This is a genomic window from Methylobacterium platani (assembly GCF_001653715.1).
GTDB classification, from domain to species: Bacteria; Pseudomonadota; Alphaproteobacteria; order Rhizobiales; family Beijerinckiaceae; genus Methylobacterium; species Methylobacterium platani.
Genome location: NZ_LWHQ01000022.1, coordinates 66,369 through 81,755, shown reverse-complemented (window position 1 = coordinate 81,755; position 15,387 = coordinate 66,369). Strand labels below are relative to the sequence as shown.

Genomic DNA, 15,387 nt, shown 5'->3' with positions numbered 1-15,387 from the left:
GGAGCTCAGGCCTCTCCCCGCCCGCGGGGAGAGGGGCAATCCTGCGCTTCATCCGATGACCGTTGACTACGCCAGCCCTGCGCAGAGTGCCGCTCCGTCCCCACGGTCGCCAAGCCCGCCCGCGGCTGCTACAGGGCCGTCCGAGATTTGCAGGTGTTGTGACCAATGACGGGTAACGGAGCCGCGGCCCCCCGGCCGGCGGCGGCGCACGAGGCGCTTCTGGCGCTGTTCGAGGACCGGGGCTACGCGCGGGTCGAGCCGCCGGTGCTGCAGCCGGTCGAGCCCTTCCTGGAGCTGTCCGGCGAGGACATCCGCCGGCGCATCTTCATCACCCAGGACGGCGCCGGGGCGGAACTCTGCCTGCGGCCCGAATACACGATTCCCGTCGGGCGCCACCACCGCGCCGTGGCCGACGGGCAGGCGGCCGATTACAGCTATCTCGGGCCGGTCTTCCGCCTGCGGGCGGCCGAGCCCGACGAGTTCCACCAGGCCGGCATCGAGTCGATCGGCCGGACCGACGTGCCGGCGGCGGATGCCGAGATCCTCGGGCTCGCCCTCGACGGGCTCGACCGGCTCGGGCGCCGCGACCGTCAGGTCCGCCTCGGCGACATGGGGCTGATCACCGCGCTCCTCGACGCGCTCGCCGTCCAGCCGGCGGCCAAGCGCCGGACGCTGCGGGCGGTGGCCGCCGGCCGCTCCCTCGACGCGATCGCCGCGCCGGTCGCGGTCGACGCCGCGCATGCCGGCCTCCTCGCCGCCATCCAGGGCCAGGACCCGCAAGGGGTGCGCGCCTTCGTCGAGGACGTGCTGGCCATCGCGGGCATCAGCCGGGTCGGCGGACGCACCGCCGGCGAGATCGCCGAGCGCTTCCTCGCCAAGGCGGCGGCCCATGCGGAGGGCGGCGCCGGCCTCGGAGCGAAGGCCCGCGAGGTGCTGGACGCCTATCTGGCGCTGAGCGGCGATCCGGACGCGGCTGCATCGGCCGCCCGCGACCTCGCCCGCCGGGCCGGCCTCGACGATCCCCGGCTCGAGGCGGCGCTCGCCCTGTTCGAGGAACGCAACGGCTTCATCGCCGCCCGCGGCCTGCCGCTCGAGCGCTTCGTGTTCACCGGCAGCTTCGCCCGCAACCTCGACTATTATACCGGCTTCATCTTCGAGGTCGCGGACGGGGAGGGGGGCAAGCCCCTCGTCGGCGGCGGGCGCTACGACGGCCTGCTCCAGCATCTCGGCAGCGCGGACGCCCTGCCCGCCGTGGGCTGCTCGTTCTGGCTCGAACGCCTCGGGGGTGCGCGCTGATGGGCGACATGATGATGGCAAGTCCCGTCGATGGCCCCCTGGTCCTGGCGGTGCCCTCGAAGGGCCGCCTGCAGGAGAACGCCGCCGCCTTCTTCGGCCGCGCCGGCCTGACGCTCGCCCAGACCAGCGGCGCCCGCGACTATCGCGGCCGGCTGAAAGGGGTGGACGGGGTCGAGGTGCGCTTCCTCTCGGCCTCCGAGATCGCCGGCCAGCTCGCCAGCGGCGCGGCCCATCTCGGCATCACCGGCGAGGACCTGATCCGCGAGACCCTGCCGGACGCCGCCGGCCAGGTCGAGCTCCTGACGCCGCTCGGGTTCGGCCAGGCCACCGTGGTGGTGGCGGTGCCCCAGGCCTGGATCGACGTGCGCTCGATGAGCGACCTCGACGAGGTGGCGAGCGACATGCGGGTGCGCCACGGCAGGCGCCTGCGCATCGCCACCAAGTACGTCAACCTGACCCGCCGCTTCTTCGCCGAGCACGGCGTCGCCGATTACCGCATCGTCGAGAGCCTGGGGGCCACCGAGGGTGCGCCGGCCTCCGGCAGCGCCGAGATCATCGTCGACATCACGACGACCGGGGCGACCCTCGCGGCCAACGCGCTCAAGATCCTCGACGACGGCGTGATCCTGCGCTCGGAGGCGAACCTCGTCGCCTCGCTCGCCGCCTCCTGGAGCGAGACCCCGCGCCGCGCCGTGCAGGCGGTGCTCGGCCGCATCAGCGCCGAGGAGCGGGCCCGCACCACCCGCGAGGTCCGGGCCGGGATGCCGGCCTCCGGCGAGATCGATCTTGCGGGCCTCGCCGCCCTGCACGAGGCCGAGCTTCCCTACGGCGCGCCGGAGGGACGCGGTGAGATCGTGCTGCGCTGCCCCGCGGACGCGGTGTTCGGCCTCGCCGAGGCGCTGGTCCAGGCCGGGGCGCAGGCGGTGAGCGTGCGGCGGATCGACTACGCCTTCGCGGCGGAGAACCCGCTGGTGGAGCGGTTGCTGGCGCGAGTGTCGTAAGGGGCTCGGGTGCCTCGCCGTGCTACGATCCGCGGGATCGGAGGCGAAGGGCACCCGGCGATGACGGATCGTTTGCGGCAGGCATTGACGGTGCTGGAAGCGCTGCCGCCCGACATGCGCGATGATTTCGCGCGGGCGCTTCTCGCCTCCGCGCGGGATGACGATTGTGGTGAGGTCGAGCCTGAGGACATTGAACCCGGCCACCTGGCGGCTGTGCTCGACGGCCTGGCTCAGGTGGAGCGGCGCGAGTTCGCGGTCGGCGATGCTTGTGAGGTCGTGATGGCTGCGTTTGCTCGCGCTCGGTCATGAGTTCGCATTCACTCCTGGCTTCACAAGGATAAGCCGAGCGGGGGCTTCGCTCTTCGTGGTGAAGTGTCGGGCGAATTGTGCGATGGTGGTGGCCTGCCGCGAGCCGGATCATCGACCACGAGGGTGCATAAGCAATGACGATGCTTTTGGACAAGGCCGTGGAAGCTCTGCGTCGCCTGCCGCCGAACACCCAGGATACGGTGGCGCAAGCGATCCTCTTGCTTGCCCAGGACGACGCTCTGGCAGACATCGCGCCGGAGCATCTGCCTTACATCTTGGAAGGCTTGGCGGAAATCGAGCGCGGCGAATTCGCGACTGACGAAGAGGCGGAGGCCGCGTTTCGAAGCTTTGAACGGTGAAGTTGCAGATCTCGCGGCGAGCGCGTCGCGATATCGATGCGATCGGCCGTTACATCAAGGCCCGCAATCAGGTCGCTGCCAAGCGCGTGGGAGACGCCATCCGTTCGGCGCTGATGACGCTGACTGTGCATCCGCACGCGGGGTGCGTGGTCGGGAAAGGCCTGCATCGGTCTACTGTACCGCGCCTGCCCTACCTGATCTTCTACAAAGTGGATGTGGTAGCCGATGTCGTGCAGATCGTGACCATCCGCCACGCCGCACGCCGGGAGGAGCACTGACGGGGACCGCCAGTGCTCCCGTCAAAAAGGTCTACTCCGCCGCCTCGACGAACACCGTCCCGGCCCGCGGCAGGTCGAGCGCGTCCCACACCTCCACCAGGGCTTCCCTGAGGGCCGCGATATGCGCCTCGCCGTGGAACGGGGAGGGGGTGATGCGCAGGCGCTCGGTGCCGCGCGGTACGGTCGGATAGTTGATCGGCTGGATGTAGATGCCGTGGCGCTCCAAGAGCCGGTCGGCCGCCGCCTTGCACAGCTCCGCATTGCCGACCATCACCGGCACGATGTGGGTGTCGGTGGCGAGCACCGGCAGGCCGGCCTCGAGCAGGGCGGCCTTGGTGCGGGCGGCCTGGCGCTGATGCGCCTCGCGCTCGATGCCCGACTGCTTCAGGTGGCGGATCGACGCGATGGCGGCGGCGGCGATCGCCGGCGGCAGGGCAGTCGTGAAGATGAAGCCGGCGGCGTGGCTGCGCACCGCGTCGCACAGCGCCGCCGAGCCGGTGATGTAGCCGCCGACGCAGCCGAAGCCCTTGGCGAGCGTGCCCTCGATCACGTCGACCCGGTGCATGACCCGGTCGCGCTCGGCGATGCCGGCGCCGCGCGGGCCGTAGAGGCCGACCGCGTGGACCTCGTCGAGGTAGGTCATGGCGCCGTAGGCTTGCGCGAGGTCGCAGATCTTCCCGATCGGCGCCACGTCGCCGTCCATCGAGTAGACGCTCTCGAAGGCGATCAGCTTCGGCCGGTCGCCGGCCTCGATCAGCAGCTCCTCGAGGTGGGCGAGGTCGTTGTGGCGGAAGATGCGCTTGTCGCAGCCCGACTGGCGCACGCCCTCGATCATCGAGTTGTGGTTGAAGGCGTCCGACAGGATCAGGCAGTTCGGGATCAGCCGGGCGATCGTCGAGATGCCGGCCTGGTTCGAGACGTAGCCGGAGGTAAAGACGAGGCCCGCCTCCTTGCCGTGCAGGTCGGCGAGCTCGCGCTCGAGGTCGACGAGGGGCGAGTTGTTGCCGGCGATGTTGCGGGTGCCGCCGGCGCCGACGCCGCAGCGCTGCGCGGTCTCGGTCAGCGCGCCCACCACCGCCGGGTGCTGGCCCATGCCGAGATAGTCGTTCGAGCACCACACCGTGATCTCGCGGGTGGAGGCGTCGGGGCGGCGCCACTGCGCGGCGGGAAAGCGGCCGTTGATGCGCTCGATGTCGGCGAAGACGCGGTAGCGGCGCTCGCCGTGCAGGCGCTCGAGGGCGCCGCGGAAGAGGGCCTGGTAGTCGGTCGCGCCCTGGATGGTCGCGGGGCGGGTCTCGGGCCGGGTCTCGGGCATCGTGGTCCTTCGCGGTCTGGCCGGACGTGGCGTCCGGGGGCGGGACCGGGCCTGGCCCCGGGACGGAGCCGGTCCGCGCGGCGGAGGGCCGGATCGCCGCTCCACCGCTGGTCGCGCCTTGATCTCGCTCGAATGCGACGGCTTTGTCTTTGGAAGAAGTCGAGGGCGAGGCGGGCGTTCTGACGCCTCCCGCACGGGCACGGAAGCTGGAAATTGGTCATGGCGACGAAGGGTCGCGCGCAATGAGCGGTCAGGATAGCGGGGCGCGGGAGCAGCGGTTGAAGGCCGCCCTGCGGGACAACCTCAAGCGCCGCAAGGCACAGGCGCGGGGGCGCGAGGCGACCGGGGTGGAGGTCGCCGGGGCGGACGCGCCCGGCGACCCACCGCCGGAACGATCCACGGATCGAACCGGCGGTGATCGGCGTTGACGCTCAAGCGTGGCGGTTGCATCGCTGCGGTGCAATAAACGGGTTTTCGGAATCGAGGCGCGCTGTCGACAGCGCGCAGGACGCGCCGCAGAGGCGCGAGGGACGTTGTCACCATGGATCGCATCCACATCGTCGGCGGCAAGCCGCTTCACGGCATCATCCCGATCTCGGGCGCCAAGAACGCGGCCCTGCCGCTGATGATCGCCAGCCTGCTCACCGGCGAGACGCTCGAACTGTCGAACGTGCCGCGGCTCGCCGACGTCGCCTCGCTGCTGCGCATCCTCGGTAACCACGGCGTCGACCACATGGTGGTCGGCAAGCGCCCGGGCCAGACGACCGAGGCCGGCCAGACCATCCGGCTCACCGCCTCGAACGTCATCGACACCACGGCGCCCTACGACCTCGTCTCGACCATGCGGGCGAGCTTCTGGGTGATCGCGCCGCTGCTCGCCCGCTTCGGCGAGGCGCGGGTGTCGCTGCCGGGCGGCTGCGCCATCGGCACCCGCCCGGTCGATCTGCTGCTGATGGCGCTCGAGACGCTCGGCGCCACGATCGAGATCGACGGCGGCTACGCGGTGGCGCGCACGAAGAACGGGTTGCGCGGCGGCGAGATCAAGTTCCCGAAGGTCACGGTCGGCGGCACCCACGTCGCCCTGATGGCGGCGGTGCTGGCCCACGGCACCACGGTGATCGAGAACGCCGCCCGCGAGCCGGAGGTGGTCGATCTCGCCGCCTGCCTGTCGCGGATGGGCGCGCGGATCGAGGGAGCCGGCACGCCGCGGATCGAGATCGAGGGCGTGTCGCGCCTCTCGGGCGCCCGGCACGCCGTGCTGCCCGACCGGATCGAGACCGGCACCTACGCCATGGCGGTGGCGATGACCGGCGGCGACGTGACCCTGGAGCATACCCGGGCCGACCTCCTGCACAGCGCGCTCGACATCCTGGCCACCACCGGCACCGAGGTGACGCCCCTCGACGACGGCATCCGGGTGCGCCGCAACGGCCACGGCATCGCGGCGGTCGACATCACCACCGATCCGTTCCCGGGCTTCCCGACCGACCTCCAGGCCCAGTTCATGGCCCTGATGACCCGGGCCAAGGGCCAGTCGCGCATCCGCGAGACGATCTTCGAGAACCGCTTCATGCACGTGCAGGAGCTGGCCCGCCTCGGCGCGAAGATCCGCCTCGAGGGCGACGTCGCGGTGGTCGAGGGCGTCGAGCGGCTGAAAGGCGCGCCCGTGATGGCGACCGACCTGCGCGCCTCGGTGTCGCTCGTGATCGCGGGGCTGGCCGCCGAGGGCGAGACCCAGATCAACCGGGTCTACCACCTCGACCGCGGCTTCGAGGCGCTGGAGGCCAAGCTCGTACGCTGCGGCGCCGAGATCCGGCGCGAGCGGGTGTAAGTCGACTCGTAGACGATCGGCCGGAAGCGCTTGACGAGACCAGGGTCGAAGAGTCCCGACGGATGACTCCGTCGGGCTCAAGGCTCCGTTAGGCTTGAGCCGCGTCAATCGTTGTCCGGACGGCCGGGTCCCGGCATCGTGCGGCCACTCTCGGTCGAACGCGGGCGAGAGCGGTCCCTACCGGAGCGAACCCGTGCCCTCTCTCTCGACCAAGCTGATCCCGCCCGGGATGCTGAACGTGATCAAGCGTTCGCCGGCCCTCTACGCCGTCGGGCGCAAGGCCCGCTTCGCGCTGGGTTCGCGCCTCGGGGCGCGGCCGGTCGCCGGGATCGGCCGGGCCCACTACAACGACTTCATGCTGACCTCGACCGCCCCCGACCGGGTCGCGAGCTACACGACCGGGGCGCGCCAGTTCGTCGACATCCTGGAGGCGGCGCTCAAGGAGGCCGGGCGCGACTGGGAGTCGATCGGCCGGGCGCTGGAGATCGGCTGCGGCTACGGCCGCATCGTGCGCGAGCTGTCGCGGCGGCTCCCGGGCGACCGCATCGCGGTCTGCGACGTGATCGACGAGGGCGCCCGCTTCACCGCGTCCGAGTTCGGCGCGACGCAGGTGCCGGTGATGGAACGCACTGCCTCCAAGCCGTCGGGCACCTACGACCTGATCTACCTGCTCTCGGTCTACACCCACCTGCCGCGCGACTTCGTGGTCTCGAACCTGCGCGACGTGGCTCGCGCCCTCAAGCCCGGCGGCGTCGCGGTGTTCACCATCCACGGCCAGGGCTCGGCCGAGACGGCGGAGCGCTACGAGCAGTACTGGCTCGACAAGCCGGCGGTGCTCTCGGCCATGGCGCGGGACGGGTACTACTACGCCCGCTACCCCTACTACACCGACGAGTACGGCCTGACCTGGTTCACCAAGGACGCGGTCGAGCGGCTGGTGGCCGAGGCGGCGCCGGAGCTGGAGCCGGTCTCGTACCGGCCGATGCAGCTCGACGCGCACCAGGACGTGTTCGTGTATCGCAAGCGTTGATCCGGACCGCGCATCGTCGTCGACGAAGCGGATTCCGGTTCGCCGAGGACGATGCGGCGCCGACCGGCGATCGCGCTCAATGATGCATGCCGGAGCCCGGGGTCATCGGGGCCGTGGGCATCGTCCCGCCCGTCGGCATCATGTTGGCGTTCATGTGCCCCATGATCCACAGGGTGCCGCCGATCAGGAGCACGACGACCAGGATCCCGAAGGCGAGCGCCAGGGCGTTGTTGATGTGGTCCGGCGCGGTCGTCAGGTGGAGGAAGAACACGAGGTGGACGCCGATCTGCGCGACGGCGAAGACGACCAGCGCGACGTCCACGGCCGGGCCGTAGACGAGGTGCGTGGCGGAGAGCCAGAACGAGCCGGCGGTCAAAAGGGCCGCGAGCAGGAGGCCGACGAGGTAGGTCCGGACCTGGTCCGCGACCCCCGATCGCCCGTGGTCCCCGGGCGCGGCATCGCCGGACGCCGCGCGCGTCGCCTCGTCGGGCCGTCCGATTGCGGCCTGTGGCACCCGGCTCATGCGCTCGCTCCCATCAAGTAGGCCACGGTGAAGACGCCCACCCAGATGATGTCGAGGGCGTGCCAGAACAGGCTCCAGCAGGACGTGCGGCGCACCACGTCGTCCCGGAACCCCTTGGCGGCGACCTGGGCCATCATGGTCAGCGCCCAGAGGAGGCCCGCCGTGACGTGAAGCCCGTGGCAGCCGACCAGGGTGAAGAAGGCGGACAGGAAGGCGGAGCGGGTCGGCCCGGCGCCTTGCGCGACGAGCCCGGCGAATTCCCGGATCTCCAGGGCGAGGAAGGCGGCGCCGAGGATGACGGTCGCCAGCATCGCGACCTGGAACCACATCCGGTTGCGGACCCGCATCGCCACCGTGGCGAGGCCGCAGGTGAAGCTCGACGCGAGCAGGCAGGCCGTCTCGAGGGCGAGGGTGGTGCGATCGAGGAGGGCTGCCCCGGAGGGGCCGCCCGCGGTCGCGTCCCGCAGGACCGCGAAGGCGGCGAACAGCGTCGCGAAGGTGATGACGTCCGCGAGGATGAAGATCCAGAAGCCGTAGCTCACGACGATCGCGGTCGGCGAGGGCCCGCCGCTGCCGTGGCCGGTGGCGGGATCCTCCCCGCCCGGCTTGCGGCCGAGGCGGTAGGGATCGGGGGGACGCGGCGCCTGCGTCCCGGGGGCCGGGAGTCCGGAGGCGTGGGCGGGGAGGGGGGCGGTCGAGGCGCTCAACGGACCATCTCCATCGCGTCGAGGGCCTGGCTCCGCGCGCGGCGGTTCAAGGCGTCGATCCGGGCGACCTCGTCGGCCGGGATCTCCTCCTCCGTGCGGTCGCGCCAGGCGAAGACCACGAAGGTGGCGTAGGCGCCCAAGGCACCGGCGATCGCCAGCCACCAGATGTGCCAGATCATCGAAAAGCCGATCAGGGTGGCGAAGAAGGCGCAGACGAAGCCGGTCGGGCTGTTGCGCGGCACCGCGATCGCCTCGTAGCGCGGCCGGTCGGGCAGCGCGTGCTGCGCCCGGGCCCGCTCCTTGACCGTCCAGTACGGCTCCTCGCCGTGGACGTCCGGCAGCACCGCGAAGTTGAAGGCGGGCGGCGGCGAGGCGGTGGACCATTCGAGGGAGCGCCCGTCCCAGGGGTCGCCGGTCGCGTCGCGCAAGGTCTCGCGGCGCCGGATCGAGACCACGAGCTGCACGATCTGGCAGGCGATGCCGGCGAGGATCGTCACCGCCCCGAGGAGCGCGACGAGGAGCCAGGGCCGCCATTCCGGCACGTCGTAATGCTGAAGGCGGCGCGTCATCCCGTCGAGGCCGGTGACGTAGAGCGGCCCGAAGGCGAGCCAGAAGCCGATCTGCCAGCACCAGAACGCGGCCTTGCCCCAGCCCTCGTGCAGCCGGAAGCCGAAGGCCTTCGGGAACCAGTAGGTGTAGCCGGCGAACGCCCCGAACAGCACGCCGCCGATGATCACGTTGTGGAAATGCGCGATCAGGAAGGTCGAGTTGTGGAGGACGAAGTCGACCGGCGGGATCGCGAGCATCACGCCGGTCATGCCGCCGACCACGAAGGTGAGCATGAAGCCGATCGACCACAGCATCGCGGCGCTGATGCGCACGCGGCCGCCATACATCGTGAACAGCCAGTTGAAGACCTTCACGCCGGTCGGCACCGCGATGATCATCGACATGATGCCGAAGACGCCGTTGACGTCGGCCCCCGCGCCCATGGTGAAGAAGTGGTGCAGCCAGACCATGAAGGCGAGCATGCAGATCGCCATGGTGGCCAGCACCATCGAGCGGTAGCCGAACAGCGGCTTGCCCGAGAAGGTCGAGACCACCTCGGAAAAAATCCCGAAGGCCGGCAGGATCAGGATGTAGACCTCCGGGTGGCCCCAGGCCCAGATCAGCGACATGAACAGCATCGAGTTGCCGCCGGCCGTGTCGGTGAAGAAGTGGAAGCCGAGGTAGCGGTCGAGGATCAGCATCGCGGAGACCGCCGTGAGGATCGGGAAGGCCGCGACGATCAGGAGGTTGGTGGCGAGCGCGGTCCAACAGAACATCGGCATGCGCAGGTAGCTCATGCCGGGTGCGCGCATCTTCAGGATGGTGGTGACGAAGTTGATGCCGGTCATCAAGGTGCCGATACCGGCGATCGACAGGGCCCAGAGCCAGTAATCGACGCCGACCCCGGGCGAGTAGGTGATCTCCGAGAGCGGCGGATACGGCAGCCAGCCGGTGCGCTGGAACTCGCCGACGACGAGGGACAGGTTGACGAGCAGCGCGCCGGTGCAGGTGAGCCAGAACGACACCGAGTTCAGCGTCGGGAAGGCGACGTCGCGCACCCCGAGCTGCAGCGGCAGCACGAAGTTCATCAGCCCGATCATGAACGGCATCGCCACGAAGAAGATCATGATCGTGCCGTGGGCCGAGAAGATCTGGTTGTAGTGCTCGGGCGGCAGGTAGCCGGGCGCGTCGAAGGCGAGCGCCTGCTGCGAGCGCATCATCATCGCGTCGGTGAAGCCGCGCAGCAGCATCACCAGGGCGAAGATCACGTACATGACGCCGATGCGCTTGTGGTCGACGCTCGTGATCCACTCGCGCCAGAGATAGGGCAGGTGCCCGGCGAGCACGATCCAGGCGACGACGCCGAGGAGCACGAGGCCGACGAAGGCGCCGGCAAACAGCGGGATCGGCTGGTCGAGCGGGATCGCCGCGAGGGAGAGCTTGCCGAGCACGGTCAGTGTCCTTGGCGGGGGGAGACGGACGGATCGGGCCGGCCGGCCACCGGCCCGGGTCCCGGCGGGAGCGCCTGCGCGACGATCCGGTCGAACAGGCGGTCGTCGGCGAGCCGGTAGGTCTTCGGCGGATCGTTGCTGCTCTGCCGCGACAGGGCCCGGTAGGCGTCGTCGTCGAGGGTGTCGGTCGACCCTTGCGCGCCGCCGAGCCAGGCGGCGAAGGCGTTCCCCGGCACCGCGCGGGTCTCGAAGGTCATGTCCGAGAAGCCGTCGCCGCTCAGATGCGTCGACAGCCCGCGGAAGGTCCCCTCGCGATCCGCCTCGAGGTTGAGCCGGGTCGCCATCCCGCTCATCGTGTAGATCATCGAGCCGAGCCCGGGCACGAAGAACCCGTTCCACACGCTCGCCGAGGTGAGGCGGAGTTGGACCGGCCGGCCGACCGGGATCACCAGCCGGTTGAGGCTCGCGACCCGCGCCTCGGGATAGAGGAACAGCCACTTCCAATCGAGCGAGACGACCTCGACCTCGAGCGGCTTCTCCTTACTGGGCAAGGGTTTGCCCGGATCGAGGTCGTGGCTGCCGATCCATGCGATGCCGCCGAGGAACAGGATCGCCAGGAGCGGGATCGACCAGGTGACGATCTCGATCCGGCCCGAGAAGCTCCAGTGCGGGCGACGCACGGCCCGGGGGTTGCCCGGCCGGTACCACCAGGCGACGGCGAGCGTCGCCAGCATGGTCGGCACGATGATGACGAGCATGACGATGGTCGCGTTGAGCAGGATCGTCCGCTCCTGCATCCCGACCGGGCCGGTGGGATCGAGCACCCGCAGGGTGCAGCCGGACAGGCCGCAGCCGAGCGTGATCGCCGCGCCCATCCTGGCGAGACGCCGTCCTGTGTCTGACACGGTCGCTCCTCTGCCGTAGCGAAATCCGAACGGGCGATGCCCGGGACCGCGATGGCACGGAAGCTAGAGCGCGAGGAAGTTGCGTAAAGCCCGGAATTTATATCGATGAGAGTGCAACTGGTAATTGATATTACAGAAATTTAATCTTGCGTCTGGGTGGTCGCGGAGCGGTGAAGGTCCGGATGGAACGTCACGGTGCGCCGAGGGCGCGACGTCCTCGAACCCGCGAAGGCGGAGCCCGTCCGTCGCCGGACGAGCCCCGTCGCGCCGAGGCCGTCAGGCCGCCACCTCCGCCGGCCGGACCCGCTCCGCGGCGAGCCGGGTCACGGCGGCGAAGTCGACCTTGCCGGAGCCGAGCTGCGGCAGCTTCTCCACCGTCACGATCTCGGCCGGCACGGCGAGCTCGCTCAGGCCCCGGGCGCGGGCCTCGGCCTGGAAGGCGGCGCGCGTCGCGTCCGCCTTCTCCGTCACCAGGACCAAGCGCTCGCCCTTGCGGGCATCCGGCACCGCGGCGACGGCGCTCGCCGCGTCGGGATAGAGCTCGGCGGCGACCGCCTCGACCGCGGCGAGCGAGATCATCTCGCCCCCGACCTTGGCGAAGCGCTTGGCCCGGCCGCGGATGGTGACGAAGCCGTCGGGATCGATCGTCACGATGTCGCCGGTGTCGTGCCAGCCCTCCGCCGGGGCCTCCAGCACGCCGGGATGCTCGGCCCGCAGGTAGCCCAGCATCACGTTGGGCCCGCGCACGAACAGGCGCCCGCCCTCGGTCACGCCGGGGACCGGCTCCAGCCGCGCCTCCATGCCGGGCATGATCCGCCCGACCGTGCCGAAGCGGTTGAACATCGGGGTGTTCAGCGCCAGCACCGGCGCCGTCTCGGTGACGCCGTAGCCCTCGAGGATCCGCAGGCCGAACTTCTCCGCGTAGGCCTTGCGGGTCGCCGGCTTCACCGGCTCGGCCCCGGCCAGGATGTAGCGCAGCGAGCGGAAATCGTAGGCGTGGGCGGCCCGGGCGTAGCCGGCGAGGAACGTGTCGGTGCCGAACAGGATGGTCGCGTTCGAGCCGTAGACCAGCTCCGGCACCACCCGGTAGTGCAGCGGCGAGGGGTAGAGGTAGACCGGCACGCCGGAGACCAGCGGCAGCACCAGCCCGACCGTGAGGCCGAAGGAGTGGAACACCGGCAGGACGTTGAACACCTTGTCGGTGCGGCCGAAATCGATCCGCGCCTGGGCCTGGGCGGCGTTCGCCAGCATGTTGCGGTGGGAGAGCACCACGCCCTTCGGCGTGCCCTCGCTGCCGGAGGTGAACAGGATCGCCGCGGGTTCGTCCGGGCGGCGCGGGTGGAGCGCCCGGCGCCAGCCGAGGAGGCCGCGCAGCTTGTCGAGCCGGCTGACGCGCGCGCGCACGTCCTCCAGGTAGACGATCTGCAGGCTCCGGCTGAGCGTGTCCAGCAGGCTGTCGAGGCGACCCTTCTGCACGAAGGCCCGGGAGGTGACGATCGTGTCGATCTCCGCCGCCTTGCAGGCGTTGAGGATGTTCGTCGCGCCGGCCGTGAAGTTGATCATCGCCGGGACCCGGCCCGCCGACATGACACCCAGGACCGTGACGGCGGCGGCGTTGGCGTTCGGCAGCATCACGCCGAGCGCCCGGCCCCGCGGCGCCAGCGGCCCGAGCTTGGCCCCCAGCACCCGGGCGCCCATCAGCAGGCGGCGATAGGAGAGCTTGCCCGAGACCGGGTCCTCGACCGCGATCCGGGCCGCGCCCTCGCGCTCGGCCGCGTCGACCACCGCCTCGAACACCGTGCGGTCGATCGGGGCGGTGCGGAAGATCAGGTCCGACATCACGCCGTAGAGCGCGGCGCCCGCGGCCTGGCGGCGGGCCTTGCCCTTCAAGCCGGGATCGACCTCGAGCCGCACCGGCTCCAGCACCGTCACGGTGAATTTCGGCCACCAGCGCCGGCGCACCTGGGCGCGCGACAGGCGCGAGAAGACCGTCTGCTCCGGCCCCTCGATCTTCACCGGCACCACGGGCGCGCCGGACTTGTCGGCGATGAGGCCGGCGCCGTCATAGACCTTCATCAGGCTGCCGGTGACGGTGAGCCGCCCCTCGGGGAAGATGATCAGGGTCTCGCCGGCCCTGACGGCGTTGATGAGTTTTCGCGTCGCCATCGGCTTCGTCGGGTCGAGGGGCAGCGCCCGGGTCAGCCACAGGAAGGGGCGCACCCACCATCTCTGCGCGATGGCGTGGTCGATGGCGAAGGTCGGGTCGCGCTCGGTCAGCGACAGGGCGAGGCCCGCATCCAGGAAGCTGACGTGGTTGAGGGCGATGATGGCGTTCGGCCCCGCCTTCTCGAGGTTCTCGATGCCCCGCACCTCGAGCCGGTAGAAGGCCCGGAACACGATCGACAGAGCATCGCGGAAGGCGCTGGTCGGCAGGACCAGGAGGATGGCGATCCCGGCGAGCAGGTTGGCGATGCCGACGATCAGGAACTGGCCGGCCGAGGACAGGCCCGCCTTCTGCAGAAGCGCGAGACCGACGGCGCCGAGCACGATCAGCGCCGCGGCGAGCACGTTCGAGGCGGCGATGACCCGGGCGCGGCGCTCCTTCGGCGTCCAGGCCTGGAGCGCGGCGAAGGACGGCACGATGAACAGGCCGGCGGCGGCGGCCAGCAGCACGAAGTCGAGGGCGATCCGGGCGCCGCGCCAGGAGGTCAGGAAATCGAGGGCGCCGATCGCGGCGGGGGGCGGCACGCCGGTCGCGGCGACGTGGGCGAGGTCCAGGGAGACGAGGCCCATGATCAGCGCCGCGACCGGCGTCGGCAGCATCACGATCCGCCCGGCGCAGAGCCAGGAGGCGAGGCCGGAGCCGAGCGCGACGCCGACCGAGAACATCGCGAGCAAGGCCGTCACCACGGTCTCGTCGCCGCCGAAGGTGCCCTTCACCAGCGCCGGCAGGAGGGCGAGGACGACCGCGCCGATGAGCCAGAACCAGCTCGTGATGAGCCCGGTCCGCCACAGCCGCGTATCCCCGTAGAGGTCGCGCATCAGGCTGCCCGTCGAGCGCAGCACGTTGCGGTCGATCGGCAGGGAGGGCGCCGCCTCGCCGGTCCTCGGGATCAGCAGGCTCGACAGCCAGCACAGGACGGCGAAGCCCATGACGAGGAGCCCGAAGGCATGCGCCCCGCCATGGGTGACGGCGAGCCCGCCCGCGATGGTGCCGGTGAGGATGGCGAGGAACGTCGCGGCCTCGATGAGCGCGTTGCCGGCCGGCAGCTCGGCCCGTTCGAGGTGATCGGGCAGGATGCCGTACTTGATCGGCCCGAACAGCGCCGCGACGATCCCGAACAGGATCAGGGCCAGGAACAGGATCGGCACCGAGGCGAGCCAGAAGCCCAGCACCGCGACGCCCGCCGCCAGGATCTCCGCCGCCTTGAGGCGCTTGGCGATGAAGGCCTTGTCGTAGCGGTCGGCGAGCTCGCCGCCGAGGCCCGAGAGGAAGAAGAACGGCGCGATGAACGCCGCGCCGGCCAGCGTCACCAGGGCCGCCGAGCCGCCATCCGCGCCGCCGCCGACCCCGCCCGCCCCGAACATGATCAGGAACACCAGGGCGTTCTTGAGGAAGTTGTCGTTGAAGGCGGAGAAGAACTGGCACCAGAACAGGGGCGCGAAGCGCCGGCTGGCCATCAGCTGTCCGGACATGGAGGGCGTTCCTCGCTCGGTGACGGGTCGTGCGGGCGGGCCGGGCGCCGCCGCGGAGGGCTTAGCCGGTAAATCCTAATCGGTTTTCTTGTCGCGATCTCTCGCCGCGATCTGCGGCGATCCGATGTCGGGATACC

The 15,387-nt window shown here is 70.7% G+C and carries 13 protein-coding genes; 7 read left to right on the top strand and 6 right to left on the bottom strand.

What is annotated here, in order from left to right; translation table 11 throughout:
• The first annotated feature begins 165 nt into the window (after positions 1-165).
• The 5 genes from A5481_RS12925 to A5481_RS12905 all read left to right on the top strand — a co-directional run bounded on the left by A5481_RS12925 (position 166) and on the right by A5481_RS12905 (position 3,243).
• Positions 166-1,296: an ATP phosphoribosyltransferase regulatory subunit gene (locus tag A5481_RS12925; protein ID WP_048436874.1), complete on the top strand. Its 1,131-nt coding sequence runs from the start codon at positions 166-168 to the stop codon at positions 1,294-1,296.
• A gap of 8 nt (positions 1,297-1,304) precedes the next feature.
• Positions 1,305-2,297, top strand: a complete 993-nt coding sequence (gene hisG, locus A5481_RS12920; protein WP_048436878.1) for an ATP phosphoribosyltransferase — start codon at positions 1,305-1,307, stop codon at positions 2,295-2,297.
• 60 nt (positions 2,298-2,357) lie between these two features.
• Positions 2,358-2,606, top strand: a complete 249-nt coding sequence (locus A5481_RS12915; protein WP_048436873.1) for a hypothetical protein — start codon at positions 2,358-2,360, stop codon at positions 2,604-2,606.
• A gap of 134 nt (positions 2,607-2,740) precedes the next feature.
• Positions 2,741-2,965: a hypothetical protein gene (locus A5481_RS12910; RefSeq protein ID WP_048436872.1), complete on the top strand. Its 225-nt coding sequence runs from the start codon at positions 2,741-2,743 to the stop codon at positions 2,963-2,965.
• Positions 2,962-3,243: a type II toxin-antitoxin system RelE/ParE family toxin gene (locus tag A5481_RS12905; RefSeq protein WP_048436871.1), complete on the top strand. Its 282-nt coding sequence runs from the start codon at positions 2,962-2,964 to the stop codon at positions 3,241-3,243. The genes A5481_RS12910 and A5481_RS12905 overlap by 4 nt, the downstream gene beginning before the upstream one ends.
• A 31-nt stretch (positions 3,244-3,274) precedes the next feature.
• On the opposite strand, the gene hemA is transcribed toward A5481_RS12905, so the two are convergent.
• A complete protein-coding gene (gene hemA / locus A5481_RS12900) occupies positions 3,275-4,558 on the bottom strand; it encodes a 5-aminolevulinate synthase (protein ID WP_048436870.1) in 1,284 nt (427 codons plus the stop codon).
• A gap of 541 nt (positions 4,559-5,099) precedes the next feature.
• Between hemA and murA the strand changes: the two genes are divergently transcribed.
• The gene (gene murA, locus A5481_RS12895; RefSeq protein ID WP_048436869.1) at positions 5,100-6,389 is read left to right on the top strand and encodes a UDP-N-acetylglucosamine 1-carboxyvinyltransferase; all 1,290 of its coding nucleotides are present in this window, start codon (positions 5,100-5,102) and stop codon (positions 6,387-6,389) included.
• 193 nt (positions 6,390-6,582) lie between these two features.
• Positions 6,583-7,419 carry a class I SAM-dependent methyltransferase gene (locus tag A5481_RS12890; RefSeq protein ID WP_048436868.1) on the top strand — a complete coding sequence of 279 codons (837 nt, stop codon included), beginning with the start codon at positions 6,583-6,585 and terminating at the stop codon, positions 7,417-7,419.
• Positions 7,420-7,495: 76 nt separating this feature from the next.
• Here A5481_RS12890 and cyoD read toward each other — a convergent pair whose 3' ends face one another.
• From cyoD to A5481_RS12865, 5 genes are all read right to left on the bottom strand, one after another.
• On the bottom strand, positions 7,496-7,942 hold the full coding sequence (gene cyoD, locus A5481_RS12885) for a cytochrome o ubiquinol oxidase subunit IV (protein WP_064503981.1): 447 nt from the start codon (positions 7,940-7,942) through the stop codon (positions 7,496-7,498).
• Complete coding sequence (locus A5481_RS12880; RefSeq protein ID WP_082173544.1) at positions 7,939-8,649, bottom strand: cytochrome (ubi)quinol oxidase subunit III; 711 nt, start codon at positions 8,647-8,649, stop codon at positions 7,939-7,941. Before A5481_RS12880 ends, cyoD begins: the two co-directional genes overlap by 4 nt.
• Positions 8,646-10,649 carry a cytochrome o ubiquinol oxidase subunit I gene (cyoB, locus tag A5481_RS12875; protein WP_048436867.1) on the bottom strand — a complete coding sequence of 668 codons (2,004 nt, stop codon included), beginning with the start codon at positions 10,647-10,649 and terminating at the stop codon, positions 8,646-8,648. The genes A5481_RS12880 and cyoB overlap by 4 nt, the downstream gene beginning before the upstream one ends.
• A gap of 2 nt (positions 10,650-10,651) precedes the next feature.
• On the bottom strand, positions 10,652-11,554 hold the full coding sequence (gene cyoA / locus A5481_RS12870; protein ID WP_245239161.1) for a ubiquinol oxidase subunit II: 903 nt from the start codon (positions 11,552-11,554) through the stop codon (positions 10,652-10,654).
• A gap of 276 nt (positions 11,555-11,830) precedes the next feature.
• Complete coding sequence (locus A5481_RS12865) at positions 11,831-15,250, bottom strand: acyl-[ACP]--phospholipid O-acyltransferase (protein WP_048436866.1); 3,420 nt, start codon at positions 15,248-15,250, stop codon at positions 11,831-11,833.
• Positions 15,251-15,387 lie beyond the last annotated feature (137 nt).

Coding starts and splice junctions, on each gene's coding strand:
- A5481_RS12925 (WP_048436874.1), top strand. CDS start 166: ATGACGGGTAACGGAGCCGCGGCCCCCCGGCCGGCGGCGGCGCACGAG.
- hisG (WP_048436878.1), top strand. CDS start 1,305: ATGATGATGGCAAGTCCCGTCGATGGCCCCCTGGTCCTGGCGGTGCCC.
- A5481_RS12915 (WP_048436873.1), top strand. CDS start 2,358: ATGACGGATCGTTTGCGGCAGGCATTGACGGTGCTGGAAGCGCTGCCG.
- A5481_RS12910 (WP_048436872.1), top strand. CDS start 2,741: ATGACGATGCTTTTGGACAAGGCCGTGGAAGCTCTGCGTCGCCTGCCG.
- hemA (WP_048436870.1), bottom strand. CDS start 4,558: ATGCCCGAGACCCGGCCCGAGACCCGCCCCGCGACCATCCAGGGCGCG.
- murA (WP_048436869.1), top strand. CDS start 5,100: ATGGATCGCATCCACATCGTCGGCGGCAAGCCGCTTCACGGCATCATC.
- cyoD (WP_064503981.1), bottom strand. CDS start 7,942: ATGAGCCGGGTGCCACAGGCCGCAATCGGACGGCCCGACGAGGCGACG.
- A5481_RS12865 (WP_048436866.1), bottom strand. CDS start 15,250: ATGTCCGGACAGCTGATGGCCAGCCGGCGCTTCGCGCCCCTGTTCTGG.